The sequence below is a fragment of the Hymenobacter duratus genome, from assembly GCF_014698995.1.
Lineage (GTDB): Bacteria > Bacteroidota > Bacteroidia > Cytophagales > Hymenobacteraceae > Hymenobacter > Hymenobacter duratus.
In genome coordinates this window covers 96,104-115,063 of sequence record NZ_JACWZZ010000002.1, presented here as the reverse complement: position 1 = coordinate 115,063, position 18,960 = coordinate 96,104, and the positions used below count along the sequence as shown (strand labels likewise).

Genomic DNA, 18,960 nt, shown 5'->3' with positions numbered 1-18,960 from the left:
CTCCACTCATTCACTTATTCGTGAAGAAGATTCCGCTCGAAATTCTTGGCTTGTCCTCCAGCCAGTCGCAGTCCGGCTCTTTCGCCCTCATTCTGGGCGAGAAAACCGGTAATCGGCGTCTGCCGATCATTATTGGCATGTTTGAGGCACAGAGCATTGCCATCCAGATAGAAAAAATCAATCCGAACCGGCCGCTCACCCACGACCTGTTCAAGTCTTTCGCCGAGCACGTACATGTGGCGGTGCTCGAAGTTCTGATTTCAGACCTCAAGGAAGGTGTTTTCTACTCCAAAATCGTTTGCTCTGATGGCGCCAGCACGTTTGAGCTCGATGCCCGGCCCTCTGATGCCATTGCTATTGGACTGCGCTTTGGAGTGCCCATTTTTACGGTGGAAAGCGTTCTGAGCGAAGCCGGTATTATTCTCTCGGACCTCGACGAAAACGCTGATGAGGCGGATGACGACGATGAGGACGACGAAGATGAGGACGACACCAACGAGGGTCCGGCCAAACCGGCCCCCGCGCCGCGCGACCCAAGCGGCCAAGTGTCGTTGGACGAGCTGACCAAGATGCTGGCGCAGGCGCTGGAGCGTGAGGACTACGAAAAGGCTGCCAAAATCCGTGACGAACTGAACAAGCGTAACGGCTAAACATCGGCATCACTAGACCGGTAAAAAGGCTTTCCTGACACAGGAAAGCCTTTTTACTTTTACTAGGGAAGACAGTTGGCTGCTTCCGGCGGTTTGTACCTTGCACCTCCAACCCAGACCTCACTTCTATGACAATCACTGCTGAACCTGACCTGCGCTACCCGATTGGGCCCCCAGTGCTACCCACGCAGCCGCTGGAACATGGCGCCCGTATGGCCTACATTGCCCAGATTGCGTTGCTGCCGGATCAGATACGCGCTGCCGTGACGGGCCTGAACCCTACGCAGCTCAACACGCCTTATCGCCCAGAAGGCTGGAGTGTGCGCCAGGTTGTGCACCACCTGCCGGATTCTCATCTGAACAGCTACACCCGCTTCAAGCTGGCTCTTACTGAGGAAAACCCGGTGGTGCGGCCCTACGAAGAAGGTGCCTGGGCTGAGCTGCCTGATTCGCAGGCAACGCCACCGGCCGTGTCGTTGGCGCTACTGGAGGCACTGCACATTCGCTGGGGCGTGCTGATGCGACACCTTACTGACGAGCAATGGGTCCGTACCTTTCATCACCCGGAGCAGCAGCGCGACTACACGCTGGATCAGGCGCTGGTACTTTATGCCTGGCACGGCCGGCATCATCTGGGCCATATCACGGAGCTGCGCCGCCGGGAAGGGTGGGCGTAGCTCGTCAGGAAGAAATACAGTCTACGTCTCCAGACCAAAGCGACAAACCCTGCCATCCATAAGGATAGCAGGGTTTGTCGCTTTGGTCTATATCCTGAGAAGGCGGGGCAGACTTGCTATACCTCAGAAAGCGGACCGTTAGCCAAGGCTTCGAGGCCACCTTCCGATTCCTCATCCACCTTCTTGGCAGCCCGTACCAGACTGCTGCTGAAGATGAACTCGCGCAGTTCCGGTACCTGGGCGTTTAGGATTTCATCCTTGGTGCCATCCCAGAGCTTGAGGCCTTTGTGCATGAAGATAATATGGTCCCCGATTTCGATGACCGAGTTCATGTCGTGGGTGATGACGACCGTGGTGATGTTGTACTCGTAGGTGATTTCCTGGATGAGCTGGTCAATCTTGATGCTGGTGGCGGGGTCGAGGCCGGAGTTGGGCTCGTCGCAGAAGAGGTAGGTACACTGGGGCGCAATGGCGCGGGCAATACCGACGCGCTTCTTCATGCCACCGGAAATTTCGGAGGGCATTTTGGTGCCTGCATTTTCGAGGCCTACTCGCTTCAGGCAAAACTCTACCCGGTCGCGCCGCTCTTCCCGGCTCATTTCCGGCGTCAGCATTTTCAGCGGAAACTCCGTGTTTTCATACACTGTCATCGAGTCGAACAAGGCGCCGCCCTGAAACAGCATCCCAATTTTGCGACGGATTTCCTGCCGGATGTCCACTTTGTTGTTCGTGAACACCGTGCCATCGAAAGTGATACTGCCCAAATCGGGCTTCATCAGGCCCACAATGCACTGTAGCAACACGCTTTTGCCGGTGCCGGAACCGCCTAGCAACAGGTTGCACTTGCCCGTTTCGAAGGTGCAGGTAATGCCTTTTAGCACCTGATTGCCGTTGAACGCCTTCTGAATATTATGAACCTCAATCATTTCGCGGTGGAATGAGTGAATGAGTGAAGATGACAGCGAGTTAAGCAGATAAGAAGGTGCGGAAACCTCTCTGGCTGCTCATTTCTTCACTTATTACTTACAGGAGAATGGCGGCCAGCGCGTAGTCGGCCAGCAGAATGGCAATGATAGAATTGGTAACGGCACCGGTACTGGCAGCTCCTACTTCCAGCGCGCCGCCCTCAGTGTAGTAGCCTTTAAAGGAAGAAATAGCCGATACCAGAAACGCGAAGACCACCGATTTTATCAGCGCAAACGCAATGTTGTAAGGAATAAAATCGGTACGGATGCCTTCAATGTATTCCTGCGCCGACATAGCTCCCGACAACGTTCCGGCAAGATAGCCACCCACAATAGATAAGGCCATAGCCAGAATCACGAGGAGCGGAAACATAACCATAGAAGCAATAATGCGGGGCAGTACTAAATAGGAAGCCGAGTTGATACCCATTACTTCCAGCGCCGAAACCTGCTCGGTGATACGCATGGTGCCCAGGCCACCCGCAATGCTCGACCCAACTTTACCGGCCAGCACGATGCTGGTGATGGTCGGTGCCAGTTCCAGAATGGTCATCTCGCGCACCATGTACCCGATGGTGGATTTGGGAATGAGCGGGTTGATGAGGTTGTAGGCAATCTGGACGCAGGTAACAGCCCCGATGAACGCCGAAACAATGGCAACGATAAATACTGAGTCAATACCAATCAGTACACATTCATCGATGGTGCGTTTCCACAGAACAGCAAACCGCTCTTTGCGGAAAAGCATACTCTGCATAAACAGTAGAAAAGAACCGAAGGTCTTAACCATAGGAGGCGAAGTGAGATAGAAAAGCGGGAACTTGCGGCGCGAGTTAGCTGAGCCGCAGAAGCCCTGAATCCTTACGTAAAAACCGAAACAACAACCAAAGGAATGGAAAAATATGTCGTGGTAACAGGGGGCAGCAAAGGAATCGGGCGGGCGGTAGTGCTGAGCTTCCTGCGGGCCGGCTTTGCAGTGGTTACCTGTGCCCGCTCAGCCGAAGATCTGGCCCGGCTACAAACAGATGTAGCGCAGGAAGTTCCCGGTGCCCGGCTGCACACGCTGCCCGCCGACCTCAGCCAACCCCAGGACTGCCACCGCTTCACAGAGTTTGTATTGAGTTTGGGAGGAGCTGTGGAAGTGCTGGTGAACAATACGGGCTCCTTTCTGCCCGGCCGCCTACAAGATGAGCCGCAGGATGGCTCGCAACTACGGCAGATGCTGGCCGTGAACCTGCTCAGTGCCTATGACGTGACCCTGGCCCTGCTGCCTGGCCTGATTGCGCGCCGCCGCGGCCATATTTTCAATATCTGCTCCACGGCCAGCATCATGGCCTACCCGAATGGGGGCTCCTACGGCATTGCCAAGCATGCCTTATATGGCTTCACACGCAACCTGCGCGAGGAGCTGAAGGAGCAAAACGTGCGCGTAACGGCTGTGCTGCCCGGCGCTACCCTTACCGCCAGTTGGGAAGGCGTGGACCTTCCCGCCGAGCGGTTCGTGCGGGCTGAGGATGTGGCCGCAGCCATCTATGCTGCCTTTTCTCTTTCGCCGCAGGCGGTGCTGGAAGAGCTTCTAATCCGGCCGCAGCTTGGAGACCTATAGTAGCAAATAGTAGCAAAAGTGCTACCAACTCACTAATTCTGCTTGATGACCTTTCCTTTGCCCGTCACGCGGACATCGGCGGTGGTAGGGTTGCCGGCATAGTAAATGCTGCCGCCGCCGGCGTGGGTGCCCTGCACATACTCGGAGGCATTGACATACACATCATTGTCGGCGTAGATGCTCAGGTTGAGGTAGCAGGCGCGGGCGCGCAACTCGGTGGCGAAGAATCGGCCCAGGCCGCCACCGGTCAGCAGAAGTTGGTCGGTGGTGCCGCGCAGGCGGTAGTCGCCCAGTTCGTACTGGTCGAGCCATAGGTAGTTGCTACGCAGGTCGAGGTCATAGTCGCCAGTGCCGGTCATGTGGAAGTAGGCCGTATCAACCCGGAATTGGCCTTGGGTGCGGATGGTGCCCTGGCCCAAATGGTCTACATCGTTGATACGGGGCAGATGCAGCGTAACTTCGTAGGCTATGTCGTAGCTGCGGCCCCAGTTACAACGGCTTTCGTTGGTGAGGTAAAGTCGGCTGCCGCGCACTTCCAGCTTCAGGTCTTCCTGCAGATTCTTACCGGTCCTGACTTCGGCGTATGTCTCCGAATCCTGTACCAGCGTTACGCTCACATTGTCGTTGATGGTGATGTCCTGAAATTCGGGCAGCTCCCGCCGCTCCGTGGTTTCTTCGCCGGCACTTTTCAGACAGTCGTTGTTCTGGCAGGATGCTAACAGTCCCATACTCAGCCCCAACGCCAGCATACCACGTAAAACCCGCCAGGGGCCATTAACTTGCACTCCGAATGTATTCCGAAACATCATCACAGCTATGGATCTTAGCGGCAAGGTAGCCATAATCACAGGGGTCAGCAAAGGCATTGGGCGGGCAACCGCTGAGGCACTACTGGCCAAAGGGGCCATAGTGGCCGGCTGGGGCCGCACTGCTCCCGATGATTTCAAACATCCGCGCTTTCACTTCATTAAGTGCGACATCCGCAAGGAAGCCGATGTACAGAAGGCGTACGCCGCTACTACCAAAGAACTGGGCCAGCAGGTGCATGTATTGGTGAACAACGCCGGTATCGGCAATTTCGGACCGATTGACGGCTTTTCGTCGGATGACTGGCACGCTATGTTCGATACCAACGTGCATGGCTTGTTCTACTGCACCCGTGCCGTTTTGCCCCAGATGAAGCAGCAGAAAGAAGGCCACATTATCAATGTAGCTTCCCTTGCCGGCACGGCGGGCAGCCCCAATCTGGCTGGCTACTGCGCCACCAAATACGCCGTGCGTGGCTTTTCCGATTCGTTGTTCAAAGAAGTGCGGCCGCAGGGAGTGCGCGTAACGTGCATTATGCCCGGCTCGGTAGAAACCAACTTCAACGGCGCCGAACCTGGCCAGAAACCTGACCCGCATAAGATGCAGCCCGAAGACATTGCCGCTGCTATCGTGCACGCGCTGGAGGCCCCACAAAGCACGATGATATCGGAGCTGCAGATGCGGCCCACGCTGCCAAAGTAAGGTTACGACTTGGATTGCAGAGTGTTGTCATGCTGAGCTTGCCGAAGCATCTCTACCGCTTCGTTGGATTACTCTGGCAATGTCAGCACGCGAGATGCTTCGACAAGCTCAGCATGACCGTTCATTGCAAATGACCACTACTACATGGTTGAAATAACGAATCTTACCAAAACCTTCGGTACCCAAACGGCGGTGGATGACATATCCTTCACGGTCGGGAAAGGTGAAATACTGGGGTTTCTGGGGCCGAACGGGGCCGGCAAGTCCACGACCATGAAGATGGCTACGGGGTATCTGCCGCCTTCGGCTGGCACTATCGTTATTGAAGGCTATGACGTGCAGACGGCTCCGCTGGAAGTGCGCCGCCGCGTAGGCTACTTGCCCGAACACAACCCGCTCTACCTCGATATGTACGTGCACGAATACCTTGAATTCATTGGGTCGGTGCACGGTCTGAAAGGCAGCGGGCTGCGCCAGCGGGTACGGCAACTGGTGGATAGGGTAGGGCTGGGGCGCGAGCAGAACAAGCAAATCGGGGCCCTGTCCAAAGGCTACCGCCAGCGCGTAGGCCTTGCGCAGGCCCTCATCCACGACCCTGGCGTGCTTATCCTCGACGAGCCGACCACTGGCTTAGACCCCAACCAGATTGGCGAAATCCGCAGCCTGATCCGGGAACTGGGCCAGGACAAAACCGTCATCTTCAGCACCCACATTCTGCCCGAAGTAGCCGCCCTGTGCAGTCGCGCCGTCATCATCAACCGCGGCCGGCTCGTCGCCGATTCGCCCGTATCGGAGCTGGGCGGTAAGGCCGCGCGCGAAACTATCATCCGTGCCGAGTTTGAGGAGCCGATTGACTCGGCGCCGCTGCTGGCTCTGGCTGGCATCCGAGGCGTGGAAGTGGAAACCGGCACTACCTACCGCATCCGGGCCGCGGCCGGTACCGACCAGCGCGGCGCTATTTCGCGGCTGGCTGCCCAGCAGGGCTGGGTGCTGCTGGGGCTGCGGCAGGAAGAGCAGAGCCTGGAGCAGGTGTTTCAGCAGCTGACCAAAGACCCAAGTCGGTCATCCTGAGCGGAGCGAAGGACCTTCTTACCATAGAACAAGTCGTTCTACTGTTATAAGGTCCTTCACTTCGCTCAGGATGACAGCTAGCCAATCAACACATCAATAATCAGCACATCATTCGATGCTCGCCATCCTTCGCAAAGAATTCAACAGCTTCCTTAACTCGCCGGTGGCCTATGTGGTCATGGGGGTGTTTCTGGTGGCTACGGGCCTGTTCGTGTGGGTCTTTCCGGATAGCTCGGTGCTGGACTACGGCTTTGCCGACCTGCAGACGCTGTTCAACATGGCTCCCTGGATTTTCCTGTTCCTGATTCCGGCCCTCACTATGCGAACATTCGCCGAGGAAAAGAAGGCCGGCACCATTGAACTGCTGCTCACGCGCCCGCTCACCGATGGCCAGATAATAGGAGGGAAGTACCTGGCCTGCCTGCTGCTGGCTTTGCTGGCGCTGCTGCCCACGCTGCTCTACTACTACTCGGTATATCAACTCGGCAATCCGCCCGGCAACATCGACTCGGCGGCCACGGTGGGTTCCTACCTGGGGCTGGGGCTGTTGGCAGCGGTATTTTCGGCCATCGGCATCTTCGCCTCGGCCATCACCCGCGACCAGATCATTGCGTTTCTGGTGGCGGTGGTAGGCTGCTTTCTGGTGTATTCGGGCTTCGATTCGCTGGCCTCGGTCTTCGACGGGGCACCGGCCTACTACATCGGCCAGCTGGGCATTGCGGCCCACTACCGCGACATCAGCAAAGGCCTCATCGACTCCCGCGACCTACTTTATTTCCTTAGTCTGATTGCCGGCCTGCTACTCGCTACGCGGCTGGTATTGCAAAGCCGGAACTGGTAGCAGCTACGAAACAACATGTCCGAACAACAACCCTCGTTTCCTGCTTCCCGCAAACGCCGCGACCTGACCCGCTTTTTGGTGGTGATAGGCCTGCTGCTGCTATTCAACTTCCTCGGCCAGCAATTCTTCTTCCGCCTCGACCTGACGGAGGAGAAGCGCTACACCATGTCGGACGCTACCAAGGCGCTGCTGCAAAATCTGAAGCAGCCCGTGACGGTAACGGTATATCTGGACGGCGACTTTCCGCCCGCATTCCGGCGGCTGCAGCAGTCGGTGCGCGAAACCCTGAACGAAATGCAGGTGTACGGCGGCTCCAACCTGCACTACGTCTTCATCGACCCGTCGGCGGCCGGCACCGAGCAGGCTCGCAACCAATACTATGAGACGCTGCTGAAGAAAGGCCTGCGTCCCACCAACCTCGGCGCCAACGAAAACGGCAAGCGGGTCGAGAAAATCATCTTTCCCTGGGCCACGGTAGAGGCCGGCGGCAAGCAGCAACAGGTACTACTGCTACGCGGCAACCAGGCCGCGCCTTCCGACGTGCGCCTCAACCAAAGCATCGAAGGGCTGGAATACGAGCTGGCCAGCGCCATCCGCAAGCTCAGCCCCGGCCAGCGCAAGCGCATTGGGGTGGTGGAAGGCCACGGCGAGCTATCTAACCTGGAAGCCGGTGACCTGATCGGCTCCCTGGGCCAGTTCTACGACGTATTCCGGGTGAATCTGGCGGCGTCGCGGCCCCAGGATCTGCGCACGCTCAGCGCCCTGATTGTAGCCAAGCCCGCCACCGCCTACACCGAGCCCGAGAAGTTCAAGCTGGACCAATTCGTCACGCAGGGCGGCAATGCGCTGTTCTTTATGGACGCCATGCGCGTGAACCTCGACAGCGCCGCTCGGGGCGGAATGCTGGCCTTCCCGCTGCAGCTGGGTCTCGACGACCTGCTGTTCAAGTACGGCGTCCGGGTAAACCCCGACCTGATTCTGGACCTCAACTCCGGTGTGATTCCGCTCGTGACGGGCACCGAGGGCGACAAGCCCAAAGTAGAGCCCATGCCGTGGCAGTTCTACCCACTCATCAACAACTACAGCCCGCACCCCATCACCCGCAACCTCGACGCGGTGTACACCAAATTCATCAGCAGCCTCGATACGGTGAAAGCCACCGGCATCCGCAAAACGCCGCTCATGTTTACCTCGCGCTATACGCGCGTGCTGCCGGCCCCCGTGCCCGTGAACCTGAACGACGCCCGCCTGCCGCCCGACCAGAAGCTCTATACCTCGAAGTTTAATCCGGTCGGCTATCTGCTCGAAGGCCAGTTCCGCTCCCTCTATGCCAACCGTACCGAGCCCGGTACCACCCGCTTCCAGCCCGAAACCTCGCCGCAGGCCCGCCCTGCCAAAGTGTTGGTCATTTCTGACGGCGACTTTGTGCGCAATGAGGTAGACCCCAAAACCGGCCGCCCCATGCGCCTCGGCTTCGACCGCCTCGCCAGCACCGAATTCGCCAACCGCGAACTGGTGCTCAACGCCGTGGACTATATGCTCGACGAAAGCGGCCTGATTACGGTGCGCGGCAAGCAAATCACGCTCCGCCCCCTCGATAAGCTGCGTGTGGCGGAGCAGCGCAGCCAGTGGCAACTCCTGAATCTGGCGGCTCCGCTGGTGCTGCTAGGCGTGTTTGGCGCCGTGCGGGCTTGGCGCCGTAAGCGCCGCTACGCGCGGTTTTAGAGAGTCATTCCCCGAAACTCCTGACTGGCTTCTATGATGGGGGGCTTGCTGAGCAGTGGCCTGGGCGCGGAATCGGGGAATACTACCAGTGGCAGGTTTATACGTATGGGTCGGCTGTGTCTATCGGTACGGACGCTGCCGGACGCCACTCTTAGTGAAAAGGCACTAGCCCAGCACGACGGCACTCAACAGGCTATTACCGGCACTTCCGGGATAAATTCCGTGATGCAGATTGTAGACGGTCTGCAGTTGGCAGCTTTCCGGACAAGTATCCTAGTTGTCTGGCGCCACAGCTGGAGTTGAAGCCGCCCCGGCCGTTTTCTGCATCTTTCAACCGGCCTGAGGAAGTTCCAGGTGTTGTAAAGCCACCTTCGTAATACTAGAAAACCCCGCCCCGGTTTCCTATCTTTGTCTCCCTTCCAAAAACACTCCCGAACCCCATCCTTATGAAGTTCATCGTCTCGTCTTCCGCCCTGCTCAAGCAGCTTCAGAGCATCAACGGCGTGGTCACGAACAACCCTGTGGTGCCGATTCTGGAGAACTTTCTCTTTGAAATCGAAGACGGCAAGCTGACGATTACAGCCTCCGATCTGGAGACCAGCATGATGACCGAGCTGCCCGTGGAAGCCCGCGAAAGTGGCCGCATTGCCGCTCCCGCCCGCATCCTGCTCGATACCCTGAAAAACCTGCCCGACCAGCCCGTGACCTTCACGCTGGACGAGGAAACCTATACCATCGAAATTGCCAGCTCCAACGGCCGTTACAAACTGGCCGGCGAAAACGCCACCGACTTTCCGCGGGTACCGGTAGTAAAAGGGTCGGCACCGCTGGAAATTCCGTCGTCGTCATTGGCGCGCGCCATCAACAAAACCATCTTCGCCGTAAGCACCGACGAGTTGCGGCCGGCCATGACCGGTATTCTGGTGCAGCTCGCCGACAGCCAGGTGACGTTTGTGGCCACCGACGGCCACCGCCTGCTGCGCTACCGCCGCTCCGACGTAGGCGCCGGCCAGACTGCCAACCTCATCATTCCGCGCAAGGCGTTCAACCTGCTGAAAGGTGCGCTGCCCTCCGAGGCCACGCCAGTGCGCGTGGAGTTCAACAACTCCAACGCCTTCTTCAGCTTCAACCAGATGCGCCTCGTGTGCCGCCTGATTGACGAGCGGTATCCCGACTACGAGAACGTAATTCCAGTCAGCAACCCCAACAAGCTTATCATCAGCCGCCAAGAGCTGCTGAACTCGGTGAAGCGGATCAGCATTTACTCCAACAAAACCACGCATCAGGTACGCCTGCGCCTCGCGGGTTCGGAGCTGACGGTTTCGGCCGAAGACCTGGACTTCTCGAACGAAGCCAACGAAAAGCTGGCCTGCCAGTACGACGGCGAAGACATGGAAATCGGTTTCAACGCCAAGTTCCTGCAGGAAATGCTTAGCAACATCGACTCGGAGGAAATCACGCTGGAGCTGAGCACGCCTAACCGTGCTGGCCTGCTCATGCCCACCCTCGCCGACGACAACGAGAACATTCTGATGCTCGTGATGCCGGTGATGCTGAACAACTACGTGTAATAACTGCTCGAAACCAAAAGAACGTCATGCTGAGCTTGCCGAAGCATCTCTGCCGCGCTGCTAACTAGATTTAGTTTTTGCAGTGGAGATGCTTCGGCAAGCTCAGCATGACGTTCTTCTGTAAACACCCCCCTGACATGAAAAAATCTGAAATCCGCTTCAGTATTGCCCTCGACGACCAGAAAGTGCCCGAAGCCATCAGCTGGTCGGCGACGGACGCGGGCCCCGATATTCACTTCGCCAAAGCCATTAATGTGGCCATCTGGGACCGTAACCAGGATGGCACCATGAAAATAGACCTCTGGACCAAGGACATGCCGGTCGATGCTATGAAGTATTTCGTAGTGGATAACATCGGAGCCATGGCCGAAACCATTATGACGGCTACCAACGATGTGGTAATGGCCACCAAAATGCGCGACTTGTGCCGGGTCCTCACTGACCATATCGATGAGGAAACCAAGAAGCAGAAGTAAGGAAAAGCCCATAAAAAAGCCTCCGCAGCAACTGCTGCGGAGGCTTTTTTATGGGCTTTTCTCAGACTAACGAGTCTGGGCGGGAGTGGTACGGGCCGGCGCGATAACAGCGCCGCTGGAAGCCGGCGAAGGGTTCTGCACCGAGTTTACGAACGTGGCGTTGGCATTAGCCGAACGAGAGGCGTAGTCCTTGTCAAACTTATAGAAAGCCGAGCGGGAACCATAATAATCGGTGTACTGGTCGTTCGAGAGTACGGCCTGCAACTCCTGGTCACGCTCCTTGCAGACGCCTTGGCACTGCTCGTCAATGAGCTTCTGATTTCCGGCGTTTTTTCGCTCAATAGCCGCCATTTTAGCGACTTTGTCATCGTTGATGGCCCGCAGACGGGTTGCCTGGTAGCCATTGAGGCGCAGGTCGCGCACCATCTGGTCGGAGAGGCGCTTGGCCCGCTCCTGCACCGGATTCAGGCGCGGCGACGATTGGGTTTTGTCCTTGGGAGCCAGGGAAGGCTTTTGCTGGGCCTGCGTACCGAGGGTAGCGGCGAGGAGCAGGGCAGCGGTGGCAAGTTGCTTTCTCATCGTTCTTAAATATCGTTGACAGGTCAGGAACCAGGGAAAAGGCAGCGGCTTAGCACTATGGAAAAAGCAACTGCCTGTGCTTCACTAACGAAAAACTGTGCCAACGAGTTTATGGCTGAGAAAAAAAGAGCAGGGTCTGCCGCTATATTCGGCTGACGTTCCGGAGCTTTTTGCCGGCTCTAGAACTTGTTTTTCCACATCATCGACTCCACTGGCTTCTCGGTGCGCTCGTTGTATTTGGCGTTGGCTTTGCGGTTGTAGAACGTTTCCACGTTGCCCTGCACGGCGAAGTAGATGAGCTGGCCCACGGGCATCAGATGATAGACCCGCACGGGCATCGACACGCTGATTTCCAGCGTCCAGGTGTTGCAGAAGCCGATGTCGCCCTTGCCAGCGGTGGCGTGAATATCGATGCCAAGGCGGCCAACGCTACTTTTGCCTTCCAGGAAGGGCACATGCGCGTGGCTTTCGGTATACTCTTCCGTTACACCCAAGTAGAGCGTGCCGGGCTGCAGCACGAAACCCTCCGCCGGGATTTCAAACACGTCAATTTCGTTGTGCTTGCGGGCATCCAGCACTTTGTCGCGGTAGGTAGCCAGGTAGCGGCCCAGGTGCACATCGTAGGAATTGGTGCCGAGGCAGGTCCGGTCGTAAGGCTCAATAATGATGTTGCCCCGCTCAATTTCGGCGAGAATCTGCTGGTCGGTGAGGATCATGGAAGGTGCTCTGGATGCTAAGATTATTGATTTTCCTCCTCGTCGTCGTACCGGTCTTCGGGGAGTGCGCCAGCGCGCACACGGGGGCGGGGCGCGGGCTGCTGGTTTTCCAACTCATCTGCCAGCCCATCAAGGCGGGCCCGCAGATCGGGCAGCACGCTGGTAATCAGGAACAGCAGCAGCAGGGTGGAAGAGCCGGCCAGTAGCAGCGTCAGGTAGTCTACCCAATCGTGACGCACGGCAATATCAAGGGCGCGGGGCGTAGTGCTGCTACTGGTAACGGTGGTCGAAGTAAGCCCCGCTTCTGGCTGAGGCGAAGGATCTTCAGTAGCCGTGGCCGTCGTGGAAGGGGCATCCACGTCAGCGGGCGGTACGGCGGCTCCATCAGCGGCCAGGTCTTCCGGCACTGGGTCTTCGGAGGCATTGAATTGCGCGGCCCCCTGCTTGATTACACGCTGCAGCAAGCGGATAAGCGCCACCCGCTCATCGCGCGGCAGCACCCGGATAAAGAATTCGAAGTTCTTGTCTACCAGAATGGCGTTGAGCTGCTTCTCGAATTCCACCAGATCTGTGCGGCCCTTCCCAAACCGGGCCTTGTAGCGCTCCGACACCCCGTTGTAGTTCTGGAACAGGGTCTGCAGGTCGGTGCGGCCGTTGAAGTCGGTGAACTCGCGGCGGGCTTTGGCCGTGCGCATGGCCACTGGAAACTTGCGCCGCGTAAACGACTTGTCGTACACGGTTTCCATGGTGCGAAAATTCAACTCATCCACAGTCCGGTCGAAGAGCTGTTTGTTGGCGGCGGCGGGGCCATTGGCCTGGGCACGGAGTGTGACGGGCACGGCCAGCCACAGCAACAGAAAAAGCGGTAGCAGTGGGCGAAATCGGGGCATGGCAACACAGATAGTTGCCGCAAAGGTAACACGTTGGCCCTAGTGCCGGCTTTGTTTTTGCTGAGGGGCTTCACTTCCCAAAAAAAGTGTCCCGGCAGACAGCCGGGACACTTGAGGCACTACAGCACCGGAACAGCCAGCGGCAGCTTACATGCCGTGGGCTTCCCGCATCGATTCGCGGCAGGCGCTGAGGTAGGTATCCACCAGCTCATCGGTGATGGCCGTGCTAACGAACAAGGCTTCGTATTGCGCGGGCGCCAGGTAAATACCTCGGTGGAGCATGGCCCGGAAGTAGCGGCCGAAGGCTTCGGTATCAGAGGTTTTGGCGTCTTCGAGGTTCGTCACGGGCTTATCAGTGAAGAACACGCTGAACATCGAGCCAACCTGGTTCACGGTGTAGTTCAGCCCCAGTTCGGCGCAGATCTGGCGCGTGCCATCGGCGAGGCGGGTAGTGACGCGGTTGAGCTCGTCGTAGAGCTCAGGGTGCTCATTCAGATACGTAAGCTGGGCAATGCCGGCGGCGGTGGCAATGGGGTTTCCAGAAAGCGTCCCGGCCTGGTACACCTTGCCGGCCGGCGCCACGTTGTCCATGATGTCCTGACGGCCACCATAAGCCCCCACCGGCATACCGCCCCCGATGATTTTACCCAGCGTAGTCATGTCTGGCGTGATGCCATACAGCTCCTGCGCACCACCCCGCGCCAGCCTGAAGCCGGTCATCACTTCATCGAAGATGAGCACGATGCCATGCTGAGTGCACAACTCGCGCAAGCCTTGCAGATAGCCTTCTACGGGAGCAACCAGACCCATATTGCCCACTACCGGCTCCAGAATTAGAGCGGCCACCTGGCCTTCGTTGGCCATGATGATCTGCTCTACGGCTGCCAGGTCGTTGTACGGGACGGTGAGCGTATCCTGCGCGACGCCGGCCGTTACGCCCGGCGAGTCGGGGGTGCCGAGGGTGAGGGCGCCCGATCCGGCCGCAATCAGAAATGAGTCGCCGTGGCCGTGGTAGCAGCCTTCGAACTTGATGATTTTGTCGCGGCCGGTGTATCCCCGCGCCACCCGGATAGCCGACATAGTAGCCTCAGTCCCGGAATTCACGAGCCGTACTTTTTCAATGCTCGGCACCATCTGCTTGATGAGTTCCGCCATTTCTACCTCGCGCTGGGTTGGGGCACCGAAGGAAAGAGAGTTTCGGATGGCGCCTTGCACGGCATCCAGCACGATGCTGGGGGCATGGCCCAGAATCATCGGACCCCAGGAGTTGATAAAATCGAGGTACTTGTTGCCGTCCACATCCGTCAGCCAAGCACCTTGCGCCGACTGCATGAACACCGGGTGCCCGCCCACCGCGCGAAAAGCCCGCACTGGCGAGTTGACGCCACCGGGAATGTGGTTTTTGGCCCGCGTAAACAGCGCGTCGGAGGTAGTGAGGGTAAGGCTGGGGGAGGTAGTAGCTTGGGACATGAGAGAAAGTTATACCGCAACTAAGCGGCTCAGTCAGCAAATGGATGAGTACGAAAGAGGGCAGGCCGGGCAGTGGCTCAGCCGCCAAGGATACAACCTAGCGCAGGCCTACCGGGTTCAGGATTTCCACTTCCAGCCGTTCCAGCTTGGTGAGTGGCACGTACTGGTTGTCATGGGTGCCGCCGGGGTAGCCGATGCCCTGAAATACGGTGCCCGACACCGGGCCGCTGGCCGCCAGATTCTGCTGGAAAGCCGTGCCATTCTGGTGCAGCTGCGACCCGAAGAAGTAGAGCAACTCGAAACCCGTAAACGCAAAGACGGACGGCGGCAGGTTCTGGCGCTGCAGGTACAGCTGGCGGAAGCGCCGCACGCCCAGGTTGGTTTTGTCGAGGAATTTGGGATGTACAAAGTATACGTCACGGGCATCCAGCTGGCCCAGCCCGATGCGGTTGTTGTCGAGCCAGGAGCTGTAGGTGATGAGGGGCGGGCGGGCATCCTGGGCTTTAAGCAGGCCAAGGGTATACGGCCCGGCCTTTTTGGCATCGGAAGCCACTACTAGGTGGCCGACAGATTTCAGATCCAGACCCGCGAAACCAGCGGCCAGAGACTCTTCCACATCGGAGTTGATGCGCCGCAGCTGCAGTACACGGCCGCCCAGCGCCTCATACGCCAGCTTATACGCCTGCCCGAACGATGCTTCGTCCTTTGTATCCTCGTAGAGCACTACGGCTGTGCGTGCGCCACCGAGACGGGTGTAGGCGAATTGTGCAGCTTGCCGGGCCTGCGTGGCCGTGCTGGGTTCAAACAGGTAGTGCCAGGAGTTGTCAAGCACTAGGTCGCCGTCCTGAGAAAGGGGATTGACGCACACAATCTGCTTTTGCTGAGCGTAGCGGGCCAGAATCTTGGAGCCTGACTTATACACTGGCCCGATGAGCATGTCCATGGAAGCCAGCTCGGGCAGAGCCAAAACCTGCTTGAGCTGCAGCGTATCGGCGCCGGTATCATAGGCAAAAATCTGCACCGGGCGGCCTTCCCGCTGCAGCGAGTCCTGCGCCAGCCGCATGCCGGCGTACAGGTCCGTCACGAACTGGTTTTTGCGGCGCGTTTCCCAGCTCGGGTCATCGAACTCAAAGGGCAGCAGTACGGCTACATTGTAGCTACTCTTCTTCAGCACACGGGGGCGCGGCGTAAAACGGGCGCGGTCCAGCGAAAACCGGGTGATAAGCTGGTCGAGCTGGTCCCGGTCAGCATCAGTATACCAGCCGCCGTTGGCCAGCTTTTCCGCAAAGGCGCGGCCCAGCACGGCATCCTGCGGGTAAGCCCTGAGCAGGTTCTGAAAGGTGGTTTTGTCCTTCACGCGGGGCAGGTACACGGCTTTCATGGCAGCGGCTTCCTGAGCCAAACGGTCGGGCGGAAGCTGCGCCAGCACCCGTAGTCCGTTTTCAAAGTCGGCCTGCTCGAATGATGCCTGGCCCTGCAGGAAAAACGCCTCGGGCAGGTTGGGCCACTGGGCATACTCGCTGCGCAGCAGATTGAGCATCTGCTCGGCCTCTGCCCATTTCTTGGCGCGGGTAGCTGCTACGGCATACAGGTAAGCGGCCTCCGGCGCACGTTCGAACTTGTTGCCGGGGGCCGTGAGAGGCTCCAGTTCCTGCATGGCTAGGTCGTAGCGGGCTTGGTCGAGCAGGGTCTTGCCGTTTTTGTAGCGGGTTCTGAAGTCCGTAGAGCCCAGGTTGGCGGGCAGGGGAGGGCCGGCCGGCCTGGCTGGAGCTGTGGCAGCAGGCTTTGGCGTGGTAGCAGCGGGGGCTTTGACCGGCTTCGTAGAGGAGGCTGGTTTACCGGCAGTGGCCGCCGCGCTGCCCGTTTTGGCGGGCGTAGTGGTGCCGGCTTTGGCAGGCGCAACGGGTTTGGCGGCAGCTGGCGGAACAGTTGCTTTGGTAGCAGTGGGCTTAGCCGTGGTGGTGGCCGGTCGGGAAGGAACCGGGATGGTGGAGCGTCCGGGCTGCTGCGCCCGCCCGGACGCCGCCAGGGCCAGACCAGTGCAAAGAGTAGCGAGCCGGATAGCAGAGAAATACCGCATGGCAGAGGAGCCGGGGAAAAGGACGGGAGAGAGAAGCGCCGCCTGCGTGCAGGCAGTACCGGGCAAAGGTACGCAGGAACCCCGGGGAAGATATTGCTACTCGCCACAGAGCTCCGTCAGCGTGGTTCAGGCGCAGAACCGGAACGTCGGAAGCAGAACAGTTCTTTAATCAAAAATTAAGCTCCATTTAATACCATCTTAAGTTACCGCTCTAGGGGGGGCGGTACCTTTGTGGCGGCTAAATACCGGCCCGGCTGCACGCCGACAAGGACTCCGTGACGACCTGCTATAGCCGTGCCGCCTGCCGCAAAACCCGCCATCTGCTCCTGCCACACCACACTACCCGTATCGTTCATGGCTGAATCTTCAGTTTCTGCCCTCACGCCCAGCCAGCGCCTGCTGCGCCTGCTGGCTTCGGAGCGGCGCGACATTACCTACCTCTACATATATGCCGCTCTGGCAGGCCTCATCAACCTCTCGCTGCCGCTGGGCGTGCAGTCTGTTATCGGCTTCATCAGCAGTGGCGACGTCAGCACCTCCATCATTGTCCTGATTGGGTTTATCGTGCTAGGTACTTTGCTGGTTGGTGGCCTGCAGGTGATGCAGCTTTACCTGGTCGAATTCATTCAGCAGCGGCTGTTTGCGCGTATCAGCCTGGATTTTGCCGTGCGGCTGCCCCGCATCCGGACCGAGTCGCTGGACGGGCAGTACCTGCCGGAGCTGATGAACCGCCTGCTCGATACGCCCACGCTGCAGAAGGGGATTTCCTCGCTGCTGATTGAGTTTTCGGCGGCCGCGCTCCAGATTCTGTTCGGGCTGCTGCTGCTCTCGCTCTACCACCCAGTGTTCATTGCCTTCGGCTTGGTGCTGATTGGGCTGCTGGCCCTGATGATCCGGTTTACGGGTGGCGAAGGCCTGAGCACCAGCCTCACCGAGTCGAAGTACAAATACCGCGTGGTGGCCTGGCTGGAAGACGTAGCCCGCACCGTGCACACGTTCCGCCATCCGCCGCGCCAGGAAATGGCCCTCAACCGCACCGACACGCTGGTGCAGGGCTACCTCACCGCGCGCCAAAGCCACTTTCGGGTGCTGCTCACGCAGTTCTGGGGGTTTGTGGCTTTCAAGACGCTGATTACGGCCGCCTTGCTCATCATTGGCTGCTGGCTGCTGATTGCCAAGCAAATCAACATCGGGCAGTTTGTGGCGGCTGAAATCGTTATCATTCTCACCATTTCGGCAGTAGAGAAAGTGCTGCTGAAACTGGACGTGGTGTACGATGCGCTTACCTCCCTCGACAAAATCGGGCACGTGCTGGACCTGCCCGTGGTAGCAACAAACCATGGCTCGGACCTGCCGCTGACTACCCAGCACACCGGGCTGCAGGTGGAAGTGCGCCACCTGGGCTACCAGTATCCGGGCGTAGGCAAGCAGGCCTTGCAGGACGTGTCGCTGGTGCTCAAAGCCGGGGAACACCTCGGCTTGGCTGGTTCCGATGGCTCCGGCAAAACCACGCTGCTGCGGATTCTGTCTGGTTTGCTGGAAGGCTACACCGGCGTGGTAGCGTTTGATGGGCTGGCGCTGCAGGACATTTCAACGGAAGCCCTGGGCCGCGTCGTTGGCGCTACTATCTCGCACCAGAATCTGTTCGAAGGTACGCTGCTGCAGAACCTTACCCTCGACCAGCCCGGCATCACCCCCGACGACGTGGCCTGGGCCCTGGAGCTGGTAGGCCTGCGCGACGAGGTATATGCCCGTCCGCTGGGCCTGAGTACGCCGCTGGGCATCGGAACGCCGCTGGCTGATAGCTCGCGCCACAAACTGCTGCTGGCCCGCACCCTGGTGCGCCGCCCGCGCCTGCTGCTGCTCGACAGTTTCCTGTCCAGCGTGGAGCCGGCGGAGCGTCTGCGTATTCTGAAGCGCCTGCTGGACCCGGCCCATTCCTGGACCGTGCTGGTGGCTTCCAACGACCAGCGGGTGCTGAGCCTGTGTACCCGCCTGGCCCTGCTGCGCGATGGCCGCATTGTGGCCGATGGGCCGTTTGAGTCCACGTCGAAACTGCCTGAGCTGCAGGCGCTGTTATAAGCAGCGGCCCTGCCGTAGCCGAAGTTGTAACTGATTGGTTGTAAAGAACCCG

18 protein-coding genes are annotated in these 18,960 nt (G+C 58.8%); 10 read left to right on the top strand and 8 right to left on the bottom strand.

All coding sequences use genetic code 11. The features are described from left to right. Positions 1 to 20: 20 nt before the first annotated feature. Together IC231_RS08420 and IC231_RS08415 are read left to right on the top strand one after the other, a co-directional pair. Positions 21 to 650: a bifunctional nuclease domain-containing protein gene (locus tag IC231_RS08420; RefSeq protein ID WP_190784096.1), complete on the top strand. Its 630-nt coding sequence runs from the start codon at positions 21 to 23 to the stop codon at positions 648 to 650. A 128-nt stretch (positions 651 to 778) separates the two neighbouring features. After that, positions 779 to 1,327 carry a YfiT family bacillithiol transferase gene (locus IC231_RS08415; protein ID WP_190784095.1) on the top strand — a complete coding sequence of 183 codons (549 nt, stop codon included), beginning with the start codon at positions 779 to 781 and terminating at the stop codon, positions 1,325 to 1,327. 116 nt (positions 1,328 to 1,443) lie between these two features. Here the strand turns inward: IC231_RS08415 and IC231_RS08410 are convergent, their stop codons facing one another. Both IC231_RS08410 and IC231_RS08405 read right to left on the bottom strand, forming a co-directional pair. Then, entirely contained in the window at positions 1,444 to 2,253 is an 810-nt protein-coding gene (locus tag IC231_RS08410) for an ABC transporter ATP-binding protein (protein WP_185886796.1), read from the bottom strand. A 97-nt stretch (positions 2,254 to 2,350) separates the two neighbouring features. Further along, positions 2,351 to 3,040, bottom strand: coding sequence for an MlaE family ABC transporter permease (locus IC231_RS08405; protein ID WP_394368200.1), 690 nt, complete (start codon positions 3,038 to 3,040; stop codon positions 2,351 to 2,353). A 144-nt stretch (positions 3,041 to 3,184) separates the two neighbouring features. On the opposite strand from IC231_RS08405, the gene IC231_RS08400 reads away from it, so the two are divergent. Continuing rightward, positions 3,185 to 3,898: an SDR family oxidoreductase gene (locus tag IC231_RS08400; RefSeq protein WP_190784094.1), complete on the top strand. Its 714-nt coding sequence runs from the start codon at positions 3,185 to 3,187 to the stop codon at positions 3,896 to 3,898. Between the two features lie 32 nt (positions 3,899 to 3,930). Here the strand turns inward: IC231_RS08400 and IC231_RS08395 are convergent, their stop codons facing one another. Beyond that, the gene (locus IC231_RS08395) at positions 3,931 to 4,626 is read right to left on the bottom strand and encodes a GIN domain-containing protein (RefSeq protein WP_190784093.1); all 696 of its coding nucleotides are present in this window, start codon (positions 4,624 to 4,626) and stop codon (positions 3,931 to 3,933) included. An 88-nt stretch (positions 4,627 to 4,714) separates the two neighbouring features. Between IC231_RS08395 and IC231_RS08390 the strand changes: the two genes are divergently transcribed. The 6 genes from IC231_RS08390 to gldC all read left to right on the top strand — a co-directional run bounded on the left by IC231_RS08390 (position 4,715) and on the right by gldC (position 11,091). Then, a complete protein-coding gene (locus IC231_RS08390) occupies positions 4,715 to 5,407 on the top strand; it encodes an SDR family oxidoreductase (protein WP_185886792.1) in 693 nt (230 codons plus the stop codon). Positions 5,408 to 5,551: 144 nt separating this feature from the next. Continuing rightward, positions 5,552 to 6,478, top strand: a complete 927-nt coding sequence (gene gldA / locus IC231_RS08385; RefSeq protein ID WP_190784092.1) for a gliding motility-associated ABC transporter ATP-binding subunit GldA — start codon at positions 5,552 to 5,554, stop codon at positions 6,476 to 6,478. A 115-nt stretch (positions 6,479 to 6,593) separates the two neighbouring features. Then, positions 6,594 to 7,319 carry a gliding motility-associated ABC transporter permease subunit GldF gene (gene gldF / locus IC231_RS08380; RefSeq protein ID WP_190784091.1) on the top strand — a complete coding sequence of 242 codons (726 nt, stop codon included), beginning with the start codon at positions 6,594 to 6,596 and terminating at the stop codon, positions 7,317 to 7,319. A gap of 15 nt (positions 7,320 to 7,334) precedes the next feature. Beyond that, a complete protein-coding gene (gene gldG, locus IC231_RS08375) occupies positions 7,335 to 9,044 on the top strand; it encodes a gliding motility-associated ABC transporter substrate-binding protein GldG (protein WP_190784090.1) in 1,710 nt (569 codons plus the stop codon). A 446-nt stretch (positions 9,045 to 9,490) separates the two neighbouring features. Further along, a complete protein-coding gene (dnaN, locus tag IC231_RS08370; RefSeq protein WP_185886784.1) occupies positions 9,491 to 10,615 on the top strand; it encodes a DNA polymerase III subunit beta in 1,125 nt (374 codons plus the stop codon). A gap of 137 nt (positions 10,616 to 10,752) precedes the next feature. Beyond that, positions 10,753 to 11,091, top strand: a complete 339-nt coding sequence (gldC, locus tag IC231_RS08365) for a gliding motility protein GldC (RefSeq protein WP_185886783.1) — start codon at positions 10,753 to 10,755, stop codon at positions 11,089 to 11,091. A gap of 66 nt (positions 11,092 to 11,157) precedes the next feature. Here the strand turns inward: gldC and IC231_RS08360 are convergent, their stop codons facing one another. From IC231_RS08360 to IC231_RS08340, 5 genes are all read right to left on the bottom strand, one after another. After that, positions 11,158 to 11,670, bottom strand: a complete 513-nt coding sequence (locus IC231_RS08360) for a hypothetical protein (protein ID WP_190784089.1) — start codon at positions 11,668 to 11,670, stop codon at positions 11,158 to 11,160. A gap of 179 nt (positions 11,671 to 11,849) precedes the next feature. Beyond that, a complete protein-coding gene (gene dcd, locus IC231_RS08355; protein ID WP_190784088.1) occupies positions 11,850 to 12,386 on the bottom strand; it encodes a dCTP deaminase in 537 nt (178 codons plus the stop codon). Between the two features lie 23 nt (positions 12,387 to 12,409). Continuing rightward, positions 12,410 to 13,276, bottom strand: a complete 867-nt coding sequence (locus IC231_RS08350) for a hypothetical protein (RefSeq protein ID WP_190784087.1) — start codon at positions 13,274 to 13,276, stop codon at positions 12,410 to 12,412. Between the two features lie 147 nt (positions 13,277 to 13,423). Beyond that, on the bottom strand, positions 13,424 to 14,746 hold the full coding sequence (gene hemL / locus IC231_RS08345; RefSeq protein WP_190784086.1) for a glutamate-1-semialdehyde 2,1-aminomutase: 1,323 nt from the start codon (positions 14,744 to 14,746) through the stop codon (positions 13,424 to 13,426). A gap of 97 nt (positions 14,747 to 14,843) precedes the next feature. Beyond that, positions 14,844 to 16,826, bottom strand: coding sequence for an ABC transporter substrate-binding protein (locus IC231_RS08340; protein ID WP_190784085.1), 1,983 nt, complete (start codon positions 16,824 to 16,826; stop codon positions 14,844 to 14,846). Between the two features lie 354 nt (positions 16,827 to 17,180). Between IC231_RS08340 and IC231_RS08335 the strand changes: the two genes are divergently transcribed. Then, a complete protein-coding gene (locus IC231_RS08335; RefSeq protein ID WP_190784084.1) occupies positions 17,181 to 18,908 on the top strand; it encodes a peptidase domain-containing ABC transporter in 1,728 nt (575 codons plus the stop codon). Positions 18,909 to 18,960 lie beyond the last annotated feature (52 nt).